The 24,587-nt window shown below is 42.8% G+C and carries 24 protein-coding genes, 1 tRNA gene and 1 rRNA gene; 4 read left to right on the top strand and 22 right to left on the bottom strand.

The window, feature by feature from the left end:
- The 9 genes from I579_RS00005 to dnaE all read right to left on the bottom strand — a co-directional run.
- Positions 1-552 (bottom strand): 16S ribosomal RNA (locus tag I579_RS00005); the annotation flags it as partial.
- Between the two features lie 688 nt (positions 553-1,240).
- Positions 1,241-2,773 carry a HAMP domain-containing sensor histidine kinase gene (locus tag I579_RS00010; RefSeq protein ID WP_010753259.1) on the bottom strand — a complete coding sequence of 511 codons (1,533 nt, stop codon included), beginning with the start codon at positions 2,771-2,773 and terminating at the stop codon, positions 1,241-1,243.
- On the bottom strand, positions 2,770-3,456 hold the full coding sequence (locus I579_RS00015) for a response regulator transcription factor (RefSeq protein WP_010753258.1): 687 nt from the start codon (positions 3,454-3,456) through the stop codon (positions 2,770-2,772). The genes I579_RS00010 and I579_RS00015 overlap by 4 nt, the downstream gene beginning before the upstream one ends.
- Before the next feature lie 220 nt (positions 3,457-3,676).
- A complete protein-coding gene (gene gndA, locus I579_RS00020) occupies positions 3,677-5,098 on the bottom strand; it encodes an NADP-dependent phosphogluconate dehydrogenase (RefSeq protein WP_010753257.1) in 1,422 nt (473 codons plus the stop codon).
- Between the two features lie 180 nt (positions 5,099-5,278).
- Positions 5,279-5,458 carry a 50S ribosomal protein L32 gene (gene rpmF, locus I579_RS00025; protein WP_010753256.1) on the bottom strand — a complete coding sequence of 60 codons (180 nt, stop codon included), beginning with the start codon at positions 5,456-5,458 and terminating at the stop codon, positions 5,279-5,281.
- Between the two features lie 57 nt (positions 5,459-5,515).
- Positions 5,516-6,079: a YceD family protein gene (locus tag I579_RS00030; RefSeq protein WP_010753255.1), complete on the bottom strand. Its 564-nt coding sequence runs from the start codon at positions 6,077-6,079 to the stop codon at positions 5,516-5,518.
- 164 nt (positions 6,080-6,243) lie between these two features.
- Complete coding sequence (pyk, locus tag I579_RS00035) at positions 6,244-8,010, bottom strand: pyruvate kinase (RefSeq protein WP_010753254.1); 1,767 nt, start codon at positions 8,008-8,010, stop codon at positions 6,244-6,246.
- 77 nt (positions 8,011-8,087) lie between these two features.
- Entirely contained in the window at positions 8,088-9,050 is a 963-nt protein-coding gene (gene pfkA, locus I579_RS00040; RefSeq protein ID WP_010753253.1) for a 6-phosphofructokinase, read from the bottom strand.
- Positions 9,051-9,222: 172 nt separating this feature from the next.
- Positions 9,223-12,516: a DNA polymerase III subunit alpha gene (gene dnaE, locus I579_RS00045; RefSeq protein WP_010753252.1), complete on the bottom strand. Its 3,294-nt coding sequence runs from the start codon at positions 12,514-12,516 to the stop codon at positions 9,223-9,225.
- 101 nt (positions 12,517-12,617) lie between these two features.
- On the opposite strand from dnaE, the gene I579_RS00050 reads away from it, so the two are divergent.
- Complete coding sequence (locus tag I579_RS00050; protein ID WP_010753251.1) at positions 12,618-12,797, top strand: YjzD family protein; 180 nt, start codon at positions 12,618-12,620, stop codon at positions 12,795-12,797.
- A gap of 63 nt (positions 12,798-12,860) precedes the next feature.
- Here the strand turns inward: I579_RS00050 and I579_RS00055 are convergent, their stop codons facing one another.
- Complete coding sequence (locus I579_RS00055) at positions 12,861-14,057, bottom strand: multidrug efflux MFS transporter (RefSeq protein WP_010753250.1); 1,197 nt, start codon at positions 14,055-14,057, stop codon at positions 12,861-12,863.
- A gap of 123 nt (positions 14,058-14,180) precedes the next feature.
- A complete protein-coding gene (locus tag I579_RS00060; RefSeq protein ID WP_010753249.1) occupies positions 14,181-15,605 on the bottom strand; it encodes an NCS2 family permease in 1,425 nt (474 codons plus the stop codon).
- A gap of 359 nt (positions 15,606-15,964) precedes the next feature.
- Between I579_RS00060 and I579_RS00065 the strand changes: the two genes are divergently transcribed.
- Positions 15,965-16,789: a Cof-type HAD-IIB family hydrolase gene (locus tag I579_RS00065; protein ID WP_010753248.1), complete on the top strand. Its 825-nt coding sequence runs from the start codon at positions 15,965-15,967 to the stop codon at positions 16,787-16,789.
- Positions 16,790-16,893: 104 nt separating this feature from the next.
- Here the strand turns inward: I579_RS00065 and I579_RS00070 are convergent, their stop codons facing one another.
- The 3 genes from I579_RS00070 to I579_RS00080 all read right to left on the bottom strand — a co-directional run bounded on the left by I579_RS00070 (position 16,894) and on the right by I579_RS00080 (position 18,891).
- Positions 16,894-17,490, bottom strand: coding sequence for a TVP38/TMEM64 family protein (locus I579_RS00070; RefSeq protein WP_010753247.1), 597 nt, complete (start codon positions 17,488-17,490; stop codon positions 16,894-16,896).
- A gap of 184 nt (positions 17,491-17,674) precedes the next feature.
- On the bottom strand, positions 17,675-18,133 hold the full coding sequence (locus tag I579_RS00075) for a threonine/serine exporter family protein (protein ID WP_010753246.1): 459 nt from the start codon (positions 18,131-18,133) through the stop codon (positions 17,675-17,677).
- On the bottom strand, positions 18,133-18,891 hold the full coding sequence (locus I579_RS00080; RefSeq protein WP_010753245.1) for a threonine/serine exporter family protein: 759 nt from the start codon (positions 18,889-18,891) through the stop codon (positions 18,133-18,135). The genes I579_RS00075 and I579_RS00080 overlap by 1 nt, the downstream gene beginning before the upstream one ends.
- 322 nt (positions 18,892-19,213) lie before the next feature.
- Here I579_RS00080 and I579_RS00085 point away from each other — a divergent pair, with 322 nt between their 5' ends.
- Both I579_RS00085 and I579_RS00090 read left to right on the top strand, forming a co-directional pair.
- Complete coding sequence (locus tag I579_RS00085; protein ID WP_010753244.1) at positions 19,214-19,777, top strand: TetR/AcrR family transcriptional regulator; 564 nt, start codon at positions 19,214-19,216, stop codon at positions 19,775-19,777.
- A gap of 89 nt (positions 19,778-19,866) precedes the next feature.
- Positions 19,867-19,955 (top strand) — tRNA-Ser (locus I579_RS00090).
- A gap of 555 nt (positions 19,956-20,510) precedes the next feature.
- On the opposite strand, the gene I579_RS00100 is transcribed toward I579_RS00090, so the two are convergent.
- The 8 genes from I579_RS00100 to I579_RS00135 all read right to left on the bottom strand — a co-directional run bounded on the left by I579_RS00100 (position 20,511) and on the right by I579_RS00135 (position 24,352).
- Positions 20,511-21,098: a hypothetical protein gene (locus I579_RS00100; protein ID WP_010753243.1), complete on the bottom strand. Its 588-nt coding sequence runs from the start codon at positions 21,096-21,098 to the stop codon at positions 20,511-20,513.
- Positions 21,095-21,583, bottom strand: coding sequence for a hypothetical protein (locus tag I579_RS12450; protein ID WP_010753242.1), 489 nt, complete (start codon positions 21,581-21,583; stop codon positions 21,095-21,097). The genes I579_RS00100 and I579_RS12450 overlap by 4 nt, the downstream gene beginning before the upstream one ends.
- Before the next feature lie 71 nt (positions 21,584-21,654).
- A complete protein-coding gene (locus tag I579_RS00110; RefSeq protein WP_010753241.1) occupies positions 21,655-21,855 on the bottom strand; it encodes a cold-shock protein in 201 nt (66 codons plus the stop codon).
- A gap of 303 nt (positions 21,856-22,158) precedes the next feature.
- Positions 22,159-22,494 (bottom strand): hypothetical protein, encoded by a 336-nt coding sequence (locus I579_RS00115; protein WP_010753240.1) that lies wholly within the window; start codon positions 22,492-22,494, stop codon positions 22,159-22,161.
- Positions 22,494-23,033: a hypothetical protein gene (locus tag I579_RS00120; RefSeq protein WP_010753239.1), complete on the bottom strand. Its 540-nt coding sequence runs from the start codon at positions 23,031-23,033 to the stop codon at positions 22,494-22,496. Before I579_RS00120 ends, I579_RS00115 begins: the two co-directional genes overlap by 1 nt.
- Positions 23,034-23,045: 12 nt before the next feature.
- Positions 23,046-23,360, bottom strand: a complete 315-nt coding sequence (locus tag I579_RS00125) for a hypothetical protein (RefSeq protein ID WP_010753238.1) — start codon at positions 23,358-23,360, stop codon at positions 23,046-23,048.
- Between the two features lie 191 nt (positions 23,361-23,551).
- Positions 23,552-23,698: a DUF2292 domain-containing protein gene (locus I579_RS12590; RefSeq protein ID WP_010753237.1), complete on the bottom strand. Its 147-nt coding sequence runs from the start codon at positions 23,696-23,698 to the stop codon at positions 23,552-23,554.
- A 258-nt stretch (positions 23,699-23,956) separates the two neighbouring features.
- Positions 23,957-24,352 carry a DUF3206 domain-containing protein gene (locus tag I579_RS00135; protein ID WP_233419255.1) on the bottom strand — a complete coding sequence of 132 codons (396 nt, stop codon included), beginning with the start codon at positions 24,350-24,352 and terminating at the stop codon, positions 23,957-23,959.
- Between the last annotated feature and the right edge of the window lie 235 nt (positions 24,353-24,587).

The raw sequence follows: 24,587 nt of genomic DNA on the forward strand, positions 1-24,587 counted from the left end.
TATTACCGCGGCTGCTGGCACGTAGTTAGCCGTGGCTTTCTGGTTAGATACCGTCAAGGGGTGAACATTCTACTCTCACCCTTGTTCTTCTCTAACAACAGAGTTTTACGATCCGAAAACCTTCTTCACTCACGCGGCGTTGCTCGGTCAGACTTTCGTCCATTGCCGAAGATTCCCTACTGCTGCCTCCCGTAGGAGTCTGGGCCGTGTCTCAGTCCCAGTGTGGCCGATCACCCTCTCAGGTCGGCTATGCATCGTGGCCTTGGTGAGCCGTTACCTCACCAACTAGCTAATGCACCGCGGGTCCATCCTCAAGTGACGCAAAAGCGCCTTTCAAATCAAAATCATGCGATTCTGATTGTTATGCGGTATTAGCACCTGTTTCCAAGTGTTATCCCCCGCTTGAGGGCAGGTTACCCACGTGTTACTCACCCGTCCGCCACTCTTTTGTTTTCGGTGGAGCAAGCTCCGGTGAAAACAAAAGCGTTCGACTTGCATGTATTAGGCACGCCGCCAGCGTTCGTCCTGAGCCAGGATCAAACTCTCATAAAAAGTGTTTGAACGAGATAAACTCGTTTAAGCTCATTTGTTAAAAATTGACTTTGCTAGCAATTGCTTGCAAATGTTGTTTGCTTTGATTACATCAAAGCGCCCTACACATTGGTTGTTTTGCTTTTTGTTCAGTTTTCAAAGGTCTACTATGTTGCTCCAGCAACTTTTATATCATATCAGATGACGTTTTGAATGTCAACCTTTTTTTATAAAAGTTTTTTTGAAGCATCCGTTACGACTTGCGTCAGCAACTTCTTTATGATATCTCATTCGTTGTTATTTGTCAACAACTTATTTCAGCTTATTTTAGCTGTTTTACTAAGCTGTTGTTTTAGCAACTTTGTTATAATATCATCATCCGAAGAATTCGTCAAGAGCTTTTTTCAAACTTTTTTCGAATTGCCAACTGCTCAATCGGACATGTATTAATATAGCAATTCTTAAAAAAAAATGCAACAAAAAAAGGAAGGCTTCCTAGACTTTTTCAAATACCGAATTATTTGTTATCTACTGGCTTCTAGTGTTCATTTTTAATCGTTTTCAGCTTCACTATTCCCCTTCATGTGCACATATTATAAGGGAATTCGAGTAGTCGTTATTCCCTACTTACGCTCCTTTCCACTGTCATTCGCTTTTTTTTATACAAAAAAGCCAGCATCCAAAGACGCTGACTTCAAAATTTCTATAGTTATTCTGCTAGTGGTAAGATTTTTTCCGTAACAATTGGCAGATAGATCCTAAAAATCGTTCCTTGACCCACGACACTTTCTGCCACGATGCGGCCTTTGTAACTGGTAGCCAATTGTTTGGCAATGGAAAGCCCTAGTCCATTACCACCCTTAGTACGCGCACGGGCTTTATCCACTCGGTAAAAACGATGGAAGACCCTTTCTAAATCTTCTTGAGGAATCCCCTCACCAAAGTCCTGTACAGAGATTTCAAATTTCCCATTAATCAGCTGAATGCTCAGACGCACTTCCTTGCGATCGGTAGAATACTTCACCGCATTGTCCAAGATAATAATAATCAACTGCTCAAAGTGATTGCGATAAATCTTAAGTTGGACTTCTTCTGTCAAATCATCGTCTAAAGTAAAGGTAAACTCTGGATAGAGCATGACAAAATTATTATAGACTTGATGGGTGACCTCTTTGGCATTGGTGACCTCATGACTGTAATGCGCCTCCACCTGTTCTGCCCGAGACAAGTCTAGCATCTCTTGCACCAAGGTCTTCATGCGACTCAATTCTTGAACACTTGCACTCAAGCCTTCTTCTAAAATAGCCGGGTCATCTTTCCCCCAACGCTGCAACATACTCAAATGCCCTTCCATAATGGCGACTGGCGTGCGTAGTTCATGGGAAACATCTTCCACGAACTGCTGCTGCAGCTCCATATAGACCCGAATCCGTTCCAACACTTCATTGAAGATTTCCGACAAATCGGCCAATTCATCATTTGTTCCGATTTCCGGCATCTGTACATCCGATAAAGGATCCCGACGAATGGTATCCATAGTATCTCGCAAGACTTTTAAAGGTTTCAAGAAGTACGTGGATAAAAAGTACCCTAGGACACTGCTCAGTATCAGAGAAACGACCTCTAAGACAATCAAGGTCAATAATAAGCGACTACGAATCTCGTAAAAAGCCGACAACTCCGTAAAGGTTTGACAATAACCCACTTTTTCTCCGGTTACTTTAGAATACACCGGTTCTACTGCCAAAAAGCCCGTTAACCCATCGATAGTAGTAATCGTAGGGTCCTTGCGATCCAATTGCGTTAACTCGATTTCCAAACTCTCGGTGTTTAAAATCAACGTTCGATCCAAATTGTAAATATATAAGTGCATTTCTTCTTGACCGAGGTCGGAAATATAGGGATCGATTTTCAAAGTTTTGCCTTCCAACACCGCTCGCTCGTAATTGCCACTGGTATCCTCTTCCCCAGCTTTACTCACCAAGCGATAGGCAGTCTCCGAAGTCAGCTCTTGGTCTGCATCCGCCAATCGGGAAGTAATCTCCGTCATGGTCTCCTTTAAGCTCTTCCGTTCATTTGCTACGATCAAATTTATGGAAGACTTATACGTAATCACCGCAAAAATGGTAAAAACCACAAAGATGAAGAAAGAACTAGCAAAGGCCCATTTCGCAGTGAGGGATGGGCCTTTCAGTTCTCTTTTCTCATTTGTGGCTGTCAGATTGTTGGATTGGCTGCTCACGAGCGCATCACATAACCTGTTCCCCGGACAGTTTGAATGTAGCTTTCGTCCCCAGGAACATCGATTTTATTGCGCAGGTAACGGATGTAAACGTCCACCACATTGGTTTCGACTTCCGTTTCGTAGCCCCAGACTTTGTTTAATAAAACGTCCCGTGCTAAAACGACGTTGACATTTTCCATTAGTGTCAGTAAAAGTTCGTATTCACGTTTGGTCAACTCAATGACATCATTGCCGCGACGAACCACTCGATTTTCCTTTTCGATGGTCAAATCCCGATAGGTAATCGTCGTTTGTTTAGCCACGTGTTTATCGCCTTCAATATCGATTCGTCGTAACAAAGCCCGTAAGCGAGCCAAGAGTTCTTCAATTGCAAAGGGTTTTACGATGTAATCGTCAGCCCCGTGATCAAGCCCTGATACGCGATCGATGACAGAATCCCGAGCGGTCATCATGATGATTGGGGTATTCTTCACTTGGCGAATCCGTCGGCAGACTTCCAAACCATTTAACTCTGGTAACATTAAATCCAAAAGAATTGCATCCCATTCGTTATTTAATGCTGCTTCCAGTCCGGTTCTGCCATTATAATGAACGTCCGTGTTGTACCCTTCATGGGTCAGCTCTAATTCAACAAAGCGGGCAAGATTCTTTTCATCTTCAATAATCAAGATATTGCTCATTGATTTAACAATCCTTCTCTCTACAAATATTCTTTGGTAGAATTTTGTTTTATTATTAAAATACTATAGCCATTTTATCATGAAAGCGAGCAGATAAAAATAGCTATGTCAGAAAGAGTTAACTTTTTATCCATAATTTAAAAAAAGACCGTTATGTTTTCGACAAAACAAAAAAGTGGCCAGAATCCAGGACAGGATTCCAGCCACTTTTTTTAACGTCTTATTCTTCGTGGTACCAAGAATAGTGGAAGATGCCTTCTCGATCCGTGCGTTCATACGTATGAGCGCCAAAGAAGTCCCGTTGTGCTTGGATGATGTTTGCTGGCAAACGTTCCGCACGATAGGAATCAAAGTAAGCAATCCCTGCAGAGAAAGTTGGTACCGGTACACCAGCTTGGACTGCTAGAGCCACTACATCCCGAGCAGATTGTTGGTATTTCTTCGTAATTTCCATGAAGTATTCATCCAACAACAAGTTTTCCAAGTCCGGATTTGCTTCATAAGCATCGGTGATTTTTTGCAAGAAGCGGGCACGAATGATACAGCCAGCTCGCCAAATTTTCGCAATTTCACCAAATGGCAAGTTCCAGTCAAATTCCTTAGAAGCTGCTCGTAATTCCGCAAAACCTTGAGCGTAACTCATGATCTTATTGAAGTACAATGCTTCCCGAATTTTTTCTACCAATTCCCCTTTGTCCCCTTCGTAAGTGAAAGGTGCTGGTTTTGGCAATATTTTGCTAGCGTTAACCCGTTCTGCCTTATAAGCAGAGATGTAACGAGCAAAGACCGCTTCGGTAATTAATGGCAATGGCACGCCTAAGTCCAAAGCACTTTGGCTCGTCCATTTACCAGTTCCTTTGTTTCCAGCTGCATCTAAGATCACATCAACGATTGGTTGGCCGGTTCCTAGATCATCTTTTCTCGTTAAGATATCCGCCGTGATTTCGATTAAATAGCTATCTAACTCCCCTGTGTTCCATTCCTTGAAGATATCCGCCATTTCATCTACAGATAGCCCTAAGATGTTTTTCAACAGGTCATAAGACTCAGCGATTAACTGCATATCCCCATATTCAATCCCGTTGTGGACCATTTTGACATAGTGACCAGCACCATTTGGCCCGATATACGTCACACAAGGAGCGCCATCTTCGGCCTTAGCGGAGATTTGTTCCAAGATAGGTGCTACTAGTTCATAGGCATCTTTTTGGCCCCCTGGCATGATGGAAGGTCCTTTTAAGGCCCCTTCTTCCCCACCGGAAACCCCAGTACCAATAAAATTAATGCCGGAATTGGCTAACTCTTCATTGCGACGCATGGTATCTTTAAAGAAGGTGTTCCCACCGTCAATTAGAATGTCCCCTTTGTCCAAGTGAGGCAATAATTCCGCAATCGTAGCGTCCGTAGCCGCACCGGCTTTAACCATCAACAAAATCCGTCGTGGCTTTTCAATGGCTGCCACAAAGTCTGCAATGGTGTAAGTGGCTTTAAAATTCTTATCAGGATGTTCCGCTACGACTTCTTCTGTCTTCGAACCCGTGCGATTATACAAGGCTACTGAATAGCCGCGACTTTCAATATTCAGTGCGAGGTTTTTCCCCATGACGGCCATGCCGACAACGCCGATTTGCTGTTTTTCCATAACGATTCCTCCTAATAGTAACTTCGTAAACCAATCCCTCTCATTATAGCCTAAAAGCCCGGTCATTCAAAGCAGGAAAAACTATGCCTTCTCCTAGAATTAGGCCAAAAGCAAAAAAATAAACCCCTTAGGCTCCATGGTTAGCCTTAAGGGGTTTCCTCGTTTTCTCAAGTAAAACGATTATGCTTCTTTTGTAGTCACATCTTTGCCATCGTAGTAGCCGCAGTTTGCGCATACGTGGTGGCTTTTTTTCAATTCACCACAGTTTGGACATTCGTTCAAACCGTTAATCGTCAATTTGTAATGAGTGCGACGTTTGTTTTTCTTCGCTTTCGAAGTTTTTCTAGCTGGTACTGCCATTGCTCAATACACCTCCTTGTGTTCGACACGGGGATAAACCCGAAATTTATTCCAATCTTACTCCTTATCGTCTTCTGAAGTCTCCTCCAAAAGTTGGGATAATTTGGCAAGACGAGGATCGATCGTTGTTGCAGCCGCATCTTTTTGTTGGTGGTAGTCTTCTTCGGAAACGACTTCCCAGTCCTGACCTTTCGGCAAGCTCTGGCCCGTCTTTTCTGCTTCGGTGAAAACCTGTAAAGGAATCTCCAACAGAATATTATCCAAGACTGATTCTACCACGTCCAATGTCTGACCTTCCAAGAGTAATAGTTCATACTCAGACATGGCCTCCGACGCTTGTGCAAACTGCTCTGGGGTTACAAATTGTTCCGTTACAGCAAAGTCTAAAGGTACGAGTACCGGCTCTAAGCTGCGTGAGGAAGGTAGGGTCAAAGTTGTTTTGAGCCTGTATTGCAATAAATAGCCATAGCTATCGATTGTAATCGTTCCTACTACCTCTACGATTGTGGCATCAAGGATTTGACTATCCCGTGCTTTCAGCTGTTTGGTAAGATCCAAATGCTCTTCAAAGGACAAACCACTCTCTTGATATTTCCGCAATTCTTGTAAAGACCATCTCATATTCATCACCTCTAAGCAACAAAAGCTATTATACAGGGGCAGAAAACCTTTGTCAATGAAATTTTCTTGACACCTTTTTCATACTCCAGAAAATCTCTTGCAATAGAAAAGCAGCCGCCATTAAGCTATGGCGACTGCCTCACTTCAATCAAGGCCGATTCAAATTAGATAGCTGTTGTTTCGCCACGGTATACAATCCCACGACGAGGGTCAACGGTTACCAATTCACCGTCTTCAATCTTAGTTGTTGCATCTGCCGCACCAACGATAACAGGAATGTCTTTCGCAATTCCCACAACCGCAGCATGAGAAGTCAAGCCACCTTCTTCAACGATGACAGCAGCCGCTTTTTCAAATGCAGGCATGTATTCTTTATCAGTTGTTGGAACAACTAAAACCATACCGTCTTTCGCTTTTGCAACAGCTTCTTGAGCTGATTTTGCTACCACTGCATTAGCTACGACTGTTTTTTCACCAACGCCTTGTGCTTCTAACAATTTAGAACCAATCAATTGGATCTTCATAACGTTTGTAGTACCGCGTTCGCCAACTGGAACACCCGCAGTGATCAAGATCAAGTCGCCTTCTTTAGCGAAACCTAATTCAACGGCTTTTTTCGTTGCTAAGTCGAACATTTCGTCAGTTGTAGAAGGTTTTTCTGCAACTGTTGGGAAGACACCCCAGTTCAACATCAAGCCACGTTTTGTGCGTTCGTCAAAGGTTACAGCCAAGATATCAGCATCTGGACGGTATTTAGAAATCATGCGTGCAGTGTGACCAGATTCAGTCGCTGCCACGATGGTTTTCACGCCTAAGTTTTTCGCAGCACGAGCTACGGCAATCCCGATTGTTTCAGTTACATCAGTTTTGTCGAATTCGTTGATTTGGAAAGTTCCTAATTCTTGCAACGCTTTTTCAGCTTCCATGTCGATCCGAGCCATAGTTGCTACGGATTGCACTGGGTAGTCCCCATTTGCAGATTCACCAGACAACATTGTTGCGTCTGTTCCGTCAAAGACAGCATTGGCAACGTCAGATGCTTCAGCCCGTGTAGGACGTGGGTTTTGTTGCATAGATTCCAACATTTGTGTAGCAGTAACAACTACTTTACCAGCAGCGTTACATTTTTTGATGATCATTTTTTGAACCATTGGTACTTCTTCTGCAGGGATTTCAACACCCATGTCCCCACGAGCAACCATGATCCCGTCAGAAACTTTGATGATTTCGTCTACGTTGTCGATACCTTCTTGGGATTCGATTTTAGAGATGATTTGAACATGAGTCATGTTCTTTTCTTCTAAGATTTCGCGAATGTCCAAGACGTCTTGTGCTTTACGCACGAAGCTGGCAGCGATGTAGTCAATATCGTTGTCGCAACCGAAACGAATATCGTCTGCGTCTTTTTCAGTAATACCAGGCAAGCTGATGGATACGCCAGGAGCGTTAACCCCTTTACGAGAACCAAGGATACCAGCATTTTGAACTTCTGTTACCAATTCTTTAGTTGCATCGTCTTTTTCGATGATCTTCATGTCGATCAAACCATCGTCAAACAAAATATGTCCGCCCACGTGTACGTCATCGTACAAGCCTGGGTAAGTAACAGCGATTTTTTCTTTTGAACCGACATGTTCAGAATCCATAGAAATACGAACAACATCGCCGATTTCAAATTCGATTTTACCTGAATCCGTTCCTTGAACAGTTGTGCGGATTTCAGCACCTTTTGTATCAAGCAAGATCCCGACATCTTTACCAGTTTTCTTCACAGCTTCATGAACTAACGTCATACGACCTAATTGTTCTTCATGGTCACCATGGGAGAAGTTAAAACGGAAAACATTTGCCCCGGATTCGATAAGTTTAGAGATTGTTTCCAAGTTATTACTTGCTGGTCCTAATGTACTGACGATCTTTGTTTTTTTCATTACTGAACGCTCCTATTCATTTATTTAAAAAAGCTAGGATAAGCCCTTTTTCCGATAATTATACTACTACTTTTCCTTTAGAATGACAATTGTTGATTCAATTCGTAAAGTGAAAGATCTGGGCGATGCTTGTTATTTTCTAACGTGTCGATGATATCAGCTGCAACGACTTTATTGTCCAACATGCCGATGCACAATCCGCCTTTGCCTTCTTCCAATAACTCAACAGCATAAGCCCCAAATTTAGAAGCCAAGACCCGGTCACGAGCACTTGGTGAGCCCCCACGAACTACGTGTCCCAAGATGGAAACCCGTGTGTGGAAATCTCCGTAAGTTGCCAATTGATCAGCGAATTCATTACCGCCCATTACACCTTCAGCCAAGATGATCAAGCAATGTTTCTTGCCTCGATCCCGGCCTTCTTGGATACGTTTCGCTACTGCGGCCATATCAAAGTCGTGTTCAGGGATGATGATTTCATCCGCACCACCGGCTACCCCAGACCACAAAGCGATGTCGCCTGCGCCCCGTCCCATAACTTCAATAACGAAAGTCCGGACATGGGAAGTCGCTGTATCGCGAATTCGGTCAAGAGATTCCAAAACTGTATTAATCGCAGTGTCAAAGCCCACGGTAAAGTCTGTACCAGGAATATCGTTGTCGATGGTTCCTGGAATCCCTACTGCTGGGAAACCGCGACGTGTCAAAGCCATAGCACCATGGTAAGAACCATCCCCACCAATTACTACCAAGCCTTCGATTCCGAATTTCTTCAATTGTTCGATACCCTTTAATTGCCCTTCTTCAGTAGCAAATTCAGGGTAACGAGCAGAGTACAAGAATGTACCACCTCGTTGGATTTTGTCGCCAACGTCTGCAACATCTAAGCGGCGGATGTCCCCAGCCACCAAGCCAGCAAAACCATAGTTGATTCCGTAGACTTCCAGTCCGTCATAAATCCCTTTACGGACAACGGCGCGAATCGCCGCGTTCATTCCAGGAGCGTCTCCGCCACTGGTCAAGATTCCGATGCGTTTCATTAACCTTTCACCTCGTTAAAATGACTTTTGTTCGGTACTATCTAGTCATACCTTTACGGCAATAACCACGAGACCTATTTTACCATTAAAAGCTAGAAATGTCTTGAGATTCGAGGAATATTTTGAAAAAGATGAAAACGATAGGTATGTTTTACTGAAAACAACTTGTAAGCTATTTAAAGACAACATTCTCAAATCCCAAGAGCTGGCCTAATTTCTCTTGTAAGCCCGCTGAATTTTCAACGGCATATTCCGGAGCAAGCATGCGTTTTTCACCGGATTTTACATAGACCAATATTACCGGTACTGCCCCCGGATGGGTCTGAATCAATTGGAACAATTGTTGCATCTGGGCTTTATTCTCCTGTTCAGGTGAGATTCGCAAGTAACACGTTGTCTCCGTCACTTGCATTTGCAACTCAGACGCTTGGGCCAATTCATTAGCAATCAACTGCATTTCCCCATTGTACTTGCTCATTTCGACTTTTCCTTCCAAATAAAGGACATCCCCTATTTGAAACGTCTGGCGCACACGACGATAGAGTTCCGGAAAAATAGTCACGGAAAGCTCCCCAGAAGGATCATTGCCTTCCACAAAAGCCATCAAATCGCCTTTTTTCGTGCGAATCTCACGAATATCCCGCACATAGAAAAGGATGCGGACTTTTTCTTCTGGTACTAACTCGGCAATGGCTCGAGTCTGCCTTCTTTGGGCTAAACTTTCATATTTTTCCGCAGGATGCCCCGAGAGATAAACGCCTAAATACTGCTCCTCCAAATTCAAGCGTTCTTCTAAGGAATAATCCCGAATATCCGTAACCTTCAATGCCATCAAGTCCAAAAGGTCCATGCTACCGCCACTGTATTGGATGTTTTGAATCTTTCCTTCCAATTCACTGGCTAACTGGCGGCGTTTAGGTTCCAAAGAATCAAACGCACCAACTTCAATTAATGGTAGTAATAATTCCTGCTTGCGCCATTTACTGTCAATGCGATACAAGAAGTTATCTAATGAAGTAAACGGTCCCTGATTTTGTCGTTCTTTGACGATATCCCCGATAAAGTCCCGGCGAATTCCCTTGATACTTCCTAACCCAAAACGGATCTGTTGCAAGCCCGCCAAGTAAAAACCGTAACTGCTCTGATTGATATCCGGAGGCAAGATTTGAATGCGCCGCTTCTTTGCTTCCGCTAAGTATTCCTTGACTTTAGCCGGATTATTCCGCGTTCCCCGTAAAAGTGCCGCATAAAACGGACCGGGATAATGAACTTTCAAATACCCCATTTGAAACCCTACAAAGGAATAAGCAAAAGCATGGGCTCGGTTAAAGCCGTAATCGGCAAAGCGCTCGATATAGTCATAGACTTGATTGGCTTTACTAGCGGGATGTCCTTGGGCAACCGCACCTTCCACGAAATTCGTCCGTTGCTCGTCTAAGGCCGCTTTTTTCTTCTTCCCAATCGCCCGCCGTAAAATATCCGCCTGGCCCAGTGAGAAGCCCGCCATTTTAGCCGCCACCTGCATGACCTGTTCTTGATAGACCATGATGCCATAGGTGTTTTTTAAAATATCTTGCAAGCTATCATCTGGATAGCTGACTGCTTCTTTGCCCTTTTTACGCTGGATGTAATGTTCGATATTTTGCATGGGACCAGGACGATACAAAGCATTTACCGCGGCGATTTCTTCGATATTTTCCGGTCCTAAGCGTCGCAAAACATTGCGAATTCCCGCCGACTCAAACTGAAAGACACCGGAAGTATCCCCACGTTGGAATAAGGCGATTGTTTCGACATCATCTAAAGGAATCTCCTTTTGTGAAAACTCTCGACCGGTGGCTTGTTTGATGCCTCGCAAGGTATTGTCGATAATCGACAAATTCCGCAAGCCTAAAAAGTCCATCTTCAGCAAGCCAATGGCTTCCACATCATTCATGGTGAATTGGGTCAGGAAAATATCCTCAGAGCCGGCTTGTAAAGGAACCAGTTCCGTTAAGTCTCGGTCACTGATCACCACCCCTGCCGCGTGGGTCGAAACATGGCGTGGTAACCCTTCTAAAATCAAAGCAATTTGAAACAAACGCTGATTTTTCGGACTTTGTTTCACTAGATTTCGCAAAGTTGGCGCCGTATCATATGCTTCTTGTAGCGTGATTTTCAACTTATTCGGTACGGCCTTGGACCACCGATTGGCCTCAGACTGGGACAGACCAAAGACGCGCGCCACGTCCCGCAAGACCATCTTCGCCGCCATAGTACCGAAAGTGGCGATTTGCGCCATGCGCAATGGGCCGTATTTTTGTTGGACATAATGCAAGACTTCTTCCCGCCGATTATCGGGAATGTCCAAATCGATATCCGGCATCGTGTACCGCTCGGGATTTAAGAAACGTTCAAACAAGAGATCGTATTGAATCGGATCCACATCGGTAATAGACAGCACATAAGCTACTAAGGAACCTGCCGCCGAGCCCCGTCCCGCTCCGGTAACGATTTTTTGACGATGGGCAAAATCCATTACATCCCAGACAATGAGAAAATAATCATCGAAGCCCATTTGATGAATCACGGAAAGCTCGTACTCCAGACGCTCTTGATAGACCGCTGTCACCTGTTTAACTCGCTGAGGCAAGCGTTCTTGACAAAGCTGGCGTAAGAAGTCCGGTACATTTCCTTCCGTCATGGGATAGCTAGGATAGAGCTTTTGATGCAGGGGCAAGTCCCAGTGACAGTCAGCCGCAAAAGCATCTGCCTGGGCCAGTGCTTCTGGTTGCTCCTGAGCAAATCGGCTTCGAACCTGCTCTTCTGTCCACAAAGGTTGCCCTAGAGCCAAGTCCAGTTCTTGCAAATCGCCAATTTGCGTACCATTCTTAATATGCTCCATCACCCGTACCGCACTTAGCTCGCTGGATTCCAGGCTGACGACTTCCATTAAAGCAAAAGGAGGAATGCCCTTTGCCATCGTCCATTCAGAAAAAGCATCTGCTTTAGTGTCTAGACTTCTGCCAACAAACAAGGGAAACATTTCAGCTAACTCTTGATAACGTGCCTCCAAAAGCTCCGGATGCAACTGCAATAAATATTGCAACTCATTGCGCTCTGGCAATACCGCGATTAAATCGTTGAAAGGTGCGAAGGCTTCTAGCGTCACTTTGCCCTGGGTCATTTTTTGACTGGAAAGTAAGACGAGCTGCTCGTAGCCCTTTTGATTTTTGGCGAACAACAGGAGTTCATTTTCCCCTTTTTGCACTGGCGAGTAATAATCCAAATGCAAGCCCATAATCGGTTGAAGCCCCGCCTTTTGGCACGCTTCATAAAACGCCACCGCCCCGGTTAGAACATTTCGGTCACAAATCCCAATTGTCTGATAGCCTCGCTCTTTGGCCGCTGTCACATAGCGTTCCACAGAAAGCGTACTTTGCAATAAGGAGAAGGCGGTAACGGTATTTAATTGAGGAAACGTCATGAAAATACCTCCAGAAAATTTACAGTTGATGTTTTCTTTACTTCTGCGAAGATTGTGGTAAACTGTGTACGAAAGATTCCCCAGAAAAGAGGTGCCTTATTATGAAATACATCATTACCCTGTTTTGGGCATTTGTCTTAGGCCAAGTCGTCGGCTATCTAGGTAATGCCTTGATTGGTGCCCCTTATGATTTTCAACTGACAACCATTTTGTCTTTGATTGTTGGTGTGATTGTCATTTTGATCGGCACAATTGCTCCGCCAAAAGAGTCCGTGCGCTAAAACAGAATCCACAGAAAAAACCAGTTACGAACTTATTGTAACTGGTTTTTTTGTGATTTCAAATTAAATTGGATTGCGCAGGTTCTTGCGGAAGTTAAACAAGGAAATGCCAATGTTGATCAAGACAAAGCCACTGGTCACCCAGAACACCGCCGGATACCCCATGCTGTGAGCCACGGTGGACCCCACCATAGGACCTAAAACCTGACCAAAGTTTTGAAACATTTGATTGTAACTGTACACCCGACTGACTCCGGCTGCCGGCGTGATTTTGTTGATTAACGTATTGATGGAAGGCGTCAAAGCTCCCGTAGAGAAACCTAACAAAAAGCGCAACACCCCTAATTGAAACGGCGTCTTCACAAAGCCCATGGGCACGAAACATACTAAGGATAAAACCAACCCAAAGAGCAACACCTTGTGATTGCCGATGCGATCCCCGATTTTGCCTAAGCTTGGAGAGGACAAAATCGCCGATACCCCAGAAACAGAAACGATTAATCCACTAACAAAGAGAACATTGCTGCTATTGCCACTTAAGTCCCGAATGTACAGTGTCAAAATTGGACTGATGCTGGTAATGCCGATTTGCAAAATCAATGAGGTCACAAACAAGCCAATCAAGATTTGGAAGTTTTCCATTTGCGCAAAAATATCTTTAATGGGCGCCATTTCCGTCTTTTTAATCGGAGTAAAGTCTTCTTTGACTAAGACAATCGTCAAAATCGTCGTAATCAACAGGACAACCCCAGTAATGATAAAGACATTCTCCATGCCAAACCACTGAGCTAGCGCACCACCCATGGAAGGCCCGATTAGATTCCCCGCAATGGCACCTGTGGCTAACGTTCCTAAAGCCCACCCACTTTTTTCTCGAGGGGCTTGAGAAGCAATCAAAGCCGTGGCATTGGGAATGTATCCGGACAAAATCCCGGTCATAAACCGCATGAGCAGTAACCAGTAAACATTTGGTACAAAAGCCAAAGAACCCATGGTAAAGGTCATCCCCACAGCTGCTCGAATCATCATTAACCGACGACCTTTGCGATCCGCTAAATTCCCCCAAATCGGTGCCACAATGGCCGATGCTAAGGCTGTAACGGAGATTGCCAAACCGGAGAATAATTCAATTTGACTTTTTGGTGTTCCCAATTGTTCGATATACAATGGAATAAATGGCATCACTAAACTAAAACTGGCTCCGGTGAAAAAACACCCGACCCATGAAATCAATAGGTTTCGGCGCCAATCAATCTTCATTTCACAACCCTTCTTTCCTATTAACTATACCTTATTTTTTCACAAGAGGAAACTCATGACTCTGGAAGCAACACGCAAAAAAAGGTTGTCCCCCACACAGGAGACAACCTTTTTGGTGATTGCTTAGAGAATTGCTAAGATGACAAAGTTCGCGATAAAGAGTAAGTCTACTACCCAAATAATTGGGGACACTTCTTTGGCTTTGCCTTTAATGGTCTTCGTCAAAGTATAAAAGATGAAGCCCGCTGCGATCCCATAAGAAATGCTGTAGCATAAGCCCATGAAAATGGAAGCAAAGAATGCTGGAACTGCTTCTTCCAAATCTGTCCAGTTGATATCCGCAAAGGAGGCTACCATCATTACCCCAACCAAGATCAAAGCCGGTGCAGTGGCTTGGGTTGGTACGATGGAAATCAGTGGTGAAAACAGACTAGACAAAGCAAAGAGAGCGGCTACGACTACCGAAGTCAAACCAGTCCGACCCCCGGCACCGATTCCGGCTGCAGATTCCACGTAAGTCGTTGTATTAGAAGTTCCGACGATGGCCCCAACAGAAGTTGCGATTGCATCAGCAAAAAGGGCTTTGTCCATTTTTGTATTGAAGCCACGGCTGTCATCCAAAGCATCTTCGTCTTCTTTAGAGAAGATTCCTGTGCGACGACCCGTTCCGATAAAGGTACCGATTGTATCAAAAGTATCCGATAAACTAAAAGCAATAATTGTCATTAATACTTGAGGGATTTTTGAGCTATCTGCAAACAAAGACTGCATGCCATCTTTACCAAAAGCCGCACCAAACGTGGTCCCTAATTCATTAATGGAAGCTCCTAGAGAATTAGCTTTCCAATCGATAGCAGATAAATCGACTACACCCATCAAAATTCCGATAATCGTTGTCGCAACGATTCCGATTAAAATGCCACCTTTGACATTTTTAACTACCAATAAGGTGGTTAATACTAACCCGATTAAAGCTAAGATCACGCCAGCGTTGTTGAAGTTTGCCAATGCTGGAACGATACCGCCATTTGCCACCAAACTTGTTTCAGCATCTCCGGAAACGATGTTGGCTTTTTCCACGGTGAAGTTCAATAGGTTGGCATTTTTAATCCCTACATAGGCTACGAAAATCCCGATCCCGCCACCGATTGCGTGTTGCAAGCTTTCTGGAATCGCATGGATGATCATCTTCCGAATCCGAGTTACCGTAATAAAGATATTAATCAAACCGCAGATGAAAACCATGGCCAATGCTTGTTGCCAAGAATAACCTAAACCAAAAACAACTGTATAAGTAAAGAAAGCATTTAACCCCATCCCTGGTGCTTGGGCATAGGGTACGTTAGCGAATAACCCCATCACCAAAGTCCCGATCACAGAAGCCACAATCGTTGCTAGGAACACCGCTTGAAACGGCATACCTGAAAGGGATAAAATCGAGGGATTGACGAACAAGATGTAACTCATGGCAAAGAAGGTCGTCACCCCTGCCATCATTTCAGTGGAGACCGTTGTGTTGTTTTCCTTTAATTTGAAAAACTTTTCCATGTTAAAATTCTCTCCTTAATCAATATGAATAGTAAGATAATTGCTGTGGGAATACCCCAACGAGACTGATTATAGGTAGAATTAGCGTAAAAAGCAAACATTCCAATGATAATTCCGATAATTATCCGGTTAATGTTCGTGTTTTAGATATTTTTGTCGAATAAAATCAATTTATAAAGGTAAATCATTCGTATTTATTTCTGATACGGAAAGTTTTCCTTTTGCCTTTTGCTCTTCAGTTCTTCCAGAAGGCTAAACTTTTTCCTAAACTACCGGGGAAATCTTTTTGCAAATTTTGTGAAAACGCAAAATTATGTTACACTAAAACGACAAATGAAACGAAAGCGGGGATCAATCCCATGACACAAAAATTAATCGCCATCGACTTGGATGGGACGACTTTAAACGCCCAATCGCTGATTACACCAAAAACCAAAGCAGTCTTACAAGAGACCGTGAAAGCCGGTCATATCGTTAGTATTGCCACTGGCCGCCCATTTCGTATGAGCGAACAGTTTTACAAAGAATTAGGTCTAACAAGCCCCATGGTCAATTTCAATGGTGCTTTAGTTCATCTTCCTCACCGTAACTGGTCTTTTGAGTCCGAGACTCTATTCAGCCGAGACATCGTTTTTGACATCTTAGCGCAAAAAGACGAATTACAATTGGACTATGTGGCTGCCGAAAATCGCGATACCTTCTTCGTGGATCGCATTGATTTTGATGATGCATACCTCTTCTCCAATCAAAAACCCACAGAAGCCAATCTCTTGAAAAATCTCAAGAGCAATCCTACTTCCATGTTGGTCCAAACAACCAACGAAATGGCCGATACGGTAGCCAAACGTTTGACTGCCCAATATTCGGACTATGTAGACGTGCGGACTTGGGGTGGCCCGAAAGCCATTTTAGAAATTGTCGCTAAAGGCATTGAAAAAGCTCGGGGTGTCAAAATTATCGCGGACGCTTTGCACATCGACCGTCAAAACATCATGGCCTTTGGGGATGAACACAACGATGTGGAAATGTTGGAATACGCTGGCTGGGGCGTGGCTATGGCCAATGGTTCCGTCGGTGCCAAAGCTGCGGCCAACGACCAAACAGACAAACCTAACACCGAAGACGGTTTGGCAGACTACTTAGAAACTCGTTTGCTAAAAAAAGTCGCAGAAAAAAGTGCATAAATTCATTGAAATATAAAAAAACCGGGATGCCAAAAGCTCCCGGGTTTTTTACAAGTAAAAAGCGACGATTCCTTTTTCGGAATCGTCGCTTTTTGATTCAATCATTAGCCTAAGAAACCACTTAGGAAGGTACCGCCATAAATCAAAGCCATACTATAAAGGAAAGTTGACATTGGTTTTGCCAGTAAAATAATCAAAGTAAACTTTTTAAGAGAAATATTTGTCAAGCCCGCCATCAAACACAGGGCATCATCAGGAGCTACCGGTAAAAAGATCGCTAAAGCAAACAATTTATCAAAACGATTTTGATTGTCCAACCAACCGATATAACGATTGTAAGTCTTTTCCCCAATCATCCCCAGGATAAATTTCTTCCCGTAACGGCGACCCAATAAGAAGATAATCACAGAACCGATACAAATTCCTAGGTAATTGTAGACAAAGCCCATCATCGGTCCAAAGATTAACACCCCGGCCGCATTGGAGACCCCACCGGGAATAATCGGAATCACCACTTGTAAAATCTGTAGCGCCATAAAGATCAATGGTCCCAAGATCGTGTTTGTCCCAACCAAGCCTCGCAAGGCATTGATGTCTTTAAACACACCTAAATTAATAAAATAGATTGTGAGGGCTAGGGAAATACCGACGCCAATAATGGAAATCGCATTGATTAACTTTCTTGATGCAGCCACACTCATGGGATTCATCTCCTTTACTACTTCCCCTTCATTATAAAAGAAAAGTCATTGCTTGGCGATTTTTTTAAGTGAATTTAACCAAACAACATTGTAAGATTTATATTTTCGTAATCACTGTCCTTACTTCTCTTTTAGTATAGAAGATTTCTCGCAAATTCCCATCGGACCTTAGTCTGAATTTTCCTTAAGCCTTTTTACGCGTTGCATTTGAATGATTTTTCACCTTTTGAATCAGATTTTCCACCACACCAGTAACTAAAAAGCCCCCGGCAATGGCTCCCGCTGTAACGAGAACGATCACCGCATTTTCTGCCGCCATAGCGTTATCCCCTAGAACGAGTTCCCGCACCGCCTTATATGCCGGTCCTCCCGGTACTAGGGGCACTAAACTAGGAATATTAAAGATAATCATGGGCATCTTTTTATGACGAGAAAAATAAATGCTCAAACAACCGATCACAAAAGCGTCTAAGAAGTTGGAAAAACCCAGTCCCCAAGAAGCTTCCCGCAAGCCCCAATAGAGCATCCAGCCAATCGTTCCGGTGATCCCAGTGCTAATCAAAGCTCGTTTCGGAATATTGGTTAAAATGCCAAAAGTAATGGTACTAAGAAAACTAAATGCCACTTGAATAAAAATGGTCATCAAAATGCACCTCCACTAATCGATAGTACAAAAGCAATACCCATGCCAATCGCCGCCGCGGTAAACACGGCTTCGATTCCTCGGGAAGTCCCACTGATTAAATCCCCTGCCATAATATCGCGAAAGGAATTGGTAATCGCTACTCCTGGCACTAAGGGCATCACCGCACCGATAATCAAATTGTCCGCATTTTGCGCCACACCGATTTTAACACTCAAAACCGCCAATAAGCCGATTACCACCGCTGCCGCAAACATATCTAAAAAACTAATGCGCAGCCATTTCTTCACTAAATAAGCAGTTAAAAACCCTAACGCTCCGATAACAAAAGTAGCAGGAAAGTCAAACCAGGAGCCGCCAAAAATATACATCAATGTACAGCTAACGATCCCCGCACTAATCACCTGCGTACTTAAGTGAAAACTCGGTGTCTTTTGCTGTGCCACCAAAAGCTGTTGATACAACTCTTCTAAGGAAAGAGCTCCTGCGGCAAACTCTCGAGAAAGACGATTGACGGCAACCACTTTTTCCAAATTAATCGCCCGCTCGTGAACTTCTTCTAAAAGGCAATAGGCTTCTTCTTTAAAACCCATAAATAATCCAGTAGCTGTCACATAGCTGACACAGTCTACTTCCCCGGCATTTGCAGCGATGCGATTCATCGTGTCTTCCACCCGGTACACCTCGGAACCATTTTCCATCATAATCTTTCCTGCTAGTACACAGGTTTTTAAAATTAATTTTTTACGCGTCTCCAAAGTGTTCCTCCTCTTAGCATTACAGATGCTATTTTACGTTATTTCATCCAATCAAAAAAGGAATTATTCCAATGAGTATTATCTTTCTAACGATAACTAAGTGAATCCATCTTTTCAACTAAAAAATCACACCAATTTCAAATACCAGCAGACAATTCACGCATCATACACTTAATTAAATAAAGTGAGTTATTTTCGTTTTTCTTTAATTACCCTTTTAAATATAACGAGGAAATGTATATCGTTTGCCCAAAACGAGGTCTTTACTATACAATATCATCAGGGATTCTAAATGTTATAATAAAAAGGGAGGAGTAATGTTATGCGTCGCAAAGTTTACACGAAAGATCAAATCCTAAAAGCCGCCTATGATGTCATCTCCACAGAAGGCTTTAGCAAATTTACTGCGCGAAATATCGCCAAGAAAATGGGGATTTCCACGCAGCCCATCTATTTGGAATTTAAAAACATGCAAGATCTGAAAAACACCTTGGTTGAAACGGTGATGAAAGACTTGCATGAGAATGCCTTTCCAAAACCCCACACAGGCAATGAACTGATCGACCTCGGAATCAATTATATCAATTTTGCTCGAGAAAATCGCAATTTGTATGTTTCCTTGTATGTGGATGAATACGGTGGGGGGGAACTGATGCACCAATTCTCCTATGATTACTTTAAAAATCTAGTGAAACGTGACCCTGCGTACAGTCACCTTAATGAAGATCAAATCGCTCTCTTACACGAAAGCACTTGGATTACCGTTTCTGGGATTGCTTCCTTGATGTCTTCTGGGATCATCAATCCTACCGAAGAAGAAATCATCAAATTAATCGAACGTGCGATTGAAAGTACCTTAGATAGTAAAGCATTCAAAGCTCTTTAAACCGATAAAAAAAGTGTCTCCCTTGGTTCGGGAGACACTTTTTTTGCTTGACAAATTCCGTTTTTCAGGCAAAATAGAACATGTGCTTTGGAGAGTTGGCAGAGTGGTAATGCAACGGACTCGAAATCCGTCGAACCGCCTTTAAAGCGGTGCAGGGGTTCAAATCCCCTACTCTCCTTATATAAAGAAAGAAACCCCGTCCTATCGAGGTTTCTAACAGTTAGATTTACTTTTGACTTGAATTTGACTTGATTCAAAAAAAAATCACTCATAAGCGCTGGGGGCATTAGCATTTGTCAGTTATTGGCAAGTGCTTTTTATTATGTACAAGGAGGCCCCTCGCTATTACACAAGGGGCGCTATGTTCGTTAAAAAAATGAAAGAAATCCGCTCCCAAATTCTTAAACAAGTGAAAGAAGAGTACGAACACCGAGGAGTGTCTACTGTACCATGCATCACTCACTGGCTAAACGGCGTCGAAAAACCATTTACCAGCTCCGTTATTATTTTTTTGAACGTTCATATTCCACAACTTTTCCTAGTCCAGTCAGTTTGCAACCTGACCTACAATTTTCAGTCCGATAAAAAGCCTGGTAATTACCTAGTATACTTAGTTACATTTTAACATGATCCCGACTAGGTTTCTAGAATTGCCACTAGCTACACACAGGATTGTTGCTTACAACTACCTGCAAAGCAATGCAAAACGTGCTTAGAATGCTCCTGTGACGACTCACTCATCATCAAAATAGATTGTCGCAAACCATTTATCCGGGTTCGGCTCCCATTTTTCAAGCTTTAGATCCCTAATCAAAGTTGCTGCTTCACGATCCCCTTGCTGAAATACTTTTGCCTGTGCTGGGTCAACGGTAAAAACTAGCTCATCTCTCAAACAACCTAAAGGCGTTGGCTCATAACTTTTAAGGAACAACTTCCCCATAATCAGATTAAACTCCGGCAGATTATCTAGGCGCTTTTTATCATATACCTTGGCTATTTCATTAAAAGCAACTTGAAATTTAGCCTCTATCTTTACTCGCTTTCTTGTGTAGCTGAGTGTATCCATCTCATTGAGTTCCGCCATCGTCTTATCAGTAGCCGGTTCACTGCTAAATGGCTTGCCGTAAACAGGGCTTACCACTCGATTTCTGACGTGTGTAACATACTTATCCGCAAGGAAGGCTACATCATCTTTATCTAGCTTTTTAAGGGCATTAAAGAAGATAGTTGCCGCCTTGGTGTCCCACTCAGTCAACTCGCCGGAAAGCTCCGCAAAGCCTTGCCATAGCCTCAAATAATGTTTTGTTTGCCAAACGTTCATAATGCAAACACCTCCGCCATTGTTGCTACATCGTTCAATACATCACCGGAAAGCGTGACTTGCTCCGGTTCAGGCTCCAACCGCTCTCTAAAGCAGATAGCCGTCTCGATTTCACGAATTTCACTGAGTAGCGAGCTACATTTTTCCTCTGAAATAGATACCACTTTATCCTCGATATACTTCGCTTTAAAACATCTTACATCCGTTTTAGGTAAACATGCCAGGTAGGCTTTAAAGTGCTTCAAACGGTAACTGTTGCGCTCTATACTTCGCTCTATCAAGTCGATTCGCTCATACAAAGTAATAATTTCCTTATCTGGCCTAAACCCGACTGGTACAAGCCCTTGCGCTGTATAACTCACATGCGTGTTCATAGACTGCTGGTAGAATACCCGGCGTTCGTTTTCCAGGCGATACTTCAGTTTATATAGCTTCTTTTCCAGTTTGAAATATTGTTGAATAATCAACTCGTCCATTATATCCACGCCAAGGCCTCCTACCTGCCAAATTACATAGAAAGAGGCAACCGATTACGCAGCCACCCCTAACAATCCTTTTACACTGGAGATAAATTGAAAGCTTTCTTGCCCTGAGGCGTATCTTCTGATTCAAACTCAACTGATTGCGCCTTCTCTAACTTTCTATATCCAGGCATAATAATTCCGGTATGATGGATAAAATACTCATGTCCATCATCACCAGCGATAAATCCATACCCTTTCTGATCATTAAACCAAATTACTTTCCCTTTGATCACTACGCTTTGCCTTCTTTCATTTTTCGGGACGCCCTATTTGCTTTTCCTTTGCATTGCTTACTGCAATATTTCCTATTTCCTCGGTTCGTACCAAAGGAAGTGCCACATACAGCACATGATTTCATTGGCATTTTTTTATTCCTTTCTATATGAAGACACGGTTCGCGAGAAAAAATGTACAATACGGCGGGAAGCTCGCTTGTGCGCTCTTTGACCTCCCTACCCCCCCCATGTCTTCACTGAAAAAATTTTGGCTAGCATCTAATACGAAACCCTTAAAGTATCAATACTTTTATAATTAATTTATTTTTGGGTATTTTTATTTAACTCTCTCAACATTGCCTTCAAAGAAGCCTCTTGCTTCATTTCTTTTTCAGTCTTCAACCCCAGCACACTGAACTCATGTTCAACTTTTCCCATTGCTTTTTGTCTTTCGTAGTCGATACTTTCGCGCTTCTCATTCTCTTTTCTAATACGAGAAGCTTCTGCGTTTTTGTTTAGTAACTTAGATAATTTCTCATTTTGCTTCTGTTGTTCTTCATCATGATGATTAATACTTTCAAACATCGCTTTCTTTTGCTTCTCATTATTCGCTGCTGCTTTCGCTTTCAGTTCATCGATCCAGTTTAAATCAGCCATTAGAATTCCTCCTCAAGATTTCGAGATACCGCCTCCACTTTTTCTTTTAAGAACCAACTATTAGACCTGGTCTTAAATTCCTTCATGTGTCCTGGTCGATTGTCTTTCAATATATCTTTTTGCAATATGCTATACAGACTTGAACCCTGGTTCATGTTAGATAAGACTTTTTCTGATATGGTTTGAAGTTCGTTCACAAGATTTCTTGCTCTTTCGTATAGCACTTCATTAGATAGTTCTGCTGCGTTATCAATTTCATCGAAGAGTTTCTTGCCTTCTTCTTCTGAAACAATAGGCTTTTTAAGAGTGTCATGCTGTCTCTTGTAAAAGTCTAATGAGTTTGATGCCGTCCAAAGTTTATCCTTTGCTTTATTGAATGCTTCAAGATTGTTTTCTACTTGCGCGGTCGCTGTTTCATCTTGTGCTTTATCAATCGCTTCTTGAGTTACTGCGATATTCTTGCTAGCTTCCATAAGACCATTTCTGTTTTCGTTTCGTAAACCTACTAAATAATTTTCTAGTTGTTCCAAAGTTCTCATGTTCATTCTCCTTTATTTTCTATTAAGACAAGCAACATCAAGTACATTTTGCGCACTTTTCAAACGCGATTGAGTAGATGCTTTCTCATCATTCATAACCTCTGTTAAAACGGCCACAGCTTCCTCTGACGCTCTTTTCAAGCATTCCGTCGTGTGATCCAATACCTTTTCTTTTAAAGCATGGTATTCACTTACAAAGGCTGGGTCTTTTAAGTAGTTATAGCCAGTCGTTCGATTGATTCCAGCTGTTGTGCAGGCTTCGTCAATCGTTGAGCTTTCTAGTAATGCTTTTAAGAAGCGATCTTGCCGAATGTTAAGCTTTGGCATTTAGTTCACTCTCTCCTGTCGAATTTTGACTGTTTTTGTTGAAATGATTAATAAAAAAAGAGGACACAAGAGCCTGTGACAATCGCTTGTCAGACTCTTCTATCCTCGGGTTCTTCCTCATAAGATACGTTATTCAACTAAGTTAATTATACCATATTACAGCCGTTTATGGCGCATTATCACGTTGTTTTCTAGGCATTTTTATCCGCTAGAATATGTGACTCAATTACCACATATTGCACAACTTTGCCATCTTTAACAATCAACTTCACTTCACCATATTTAGGAAGCTCCACCGTTTGAGATTGGCGGTTATTGTCGATATATACTTTATCCAAGTAACTCTCCTCCTGATTGCTAGTCTTGATACCAAATAGAAATGGTAGTCTCTGATTGAAAGTCCTCATTATCCCCAATAGCAGTCGTGCTTTGCTTAATGTGAAAGATCGCTCTATCCGGATTCTCTGCTAGAAACTCATTTACCATTTTTTCTAGGTCAGGTCGTCTCGGACTGGAACCTGGTACATACTGATAGATTGGTCCTCCTGATCTAAATAGTTTCATCTTCATTGGGTTGGGTTTACCTGTAAAGTTGCTCATTGTTCGTCCTCCAAAAAATGTTTTATCAATTCATCATCAACTAACAGCAACGTCAAGAACCTATCATGCAGATTGGTAAACAGGGCATCTTCATGATCCGTCAGCTCTCGTTGTGTGGCTGTGTTATACAAGACTATCAGCCCCGATAAGTCCTCTGCCATCTCCTCATTAGTCAGGTAGTTCTCCCCGTCCACTACTGACTGTGCCAACATCTGTTGCCCCCATGCTACTGTTTCCTTTAGCCATTCAGGGTTAGATTCCATCATCTCAAGCACTTCCGGGGAAAAGGTGGAATAGTCCTTTGTTACCAATGCCACACTAAATGCCACCACGTTCATCAAGAAGCGTTCCATCATATCCACATAAGCTAGGTTCGGCTTCTTGTCTATCACTAGAAATTGTTTCATCTGATTCCTCCTGTCAATTATTGTTCATTCTTTATCTGCCTTGTGTCACTATCCTGTTCCAAACAACCGTTGATATACCGGCGATTGTCACTAATGTCACTAATTCTGCTCCACTTCTTTTATATATAAAATAAAATCAATACTACCTCTTTTTTTATTTTCAAAAGAATTGAGTAAACTTAATGACATTAGTGACAAAGTATTGGTACATAAGGGTTCT

This window comes from Enterococcus asini ATCC 700915 (assembly GCF_000407365.1).
Lineage (GTDB): Bacteria > Bacillota > Bacilli > Lactobacillales > Enterococcaceae > Enterococcus_C > Enterococcus_C asini.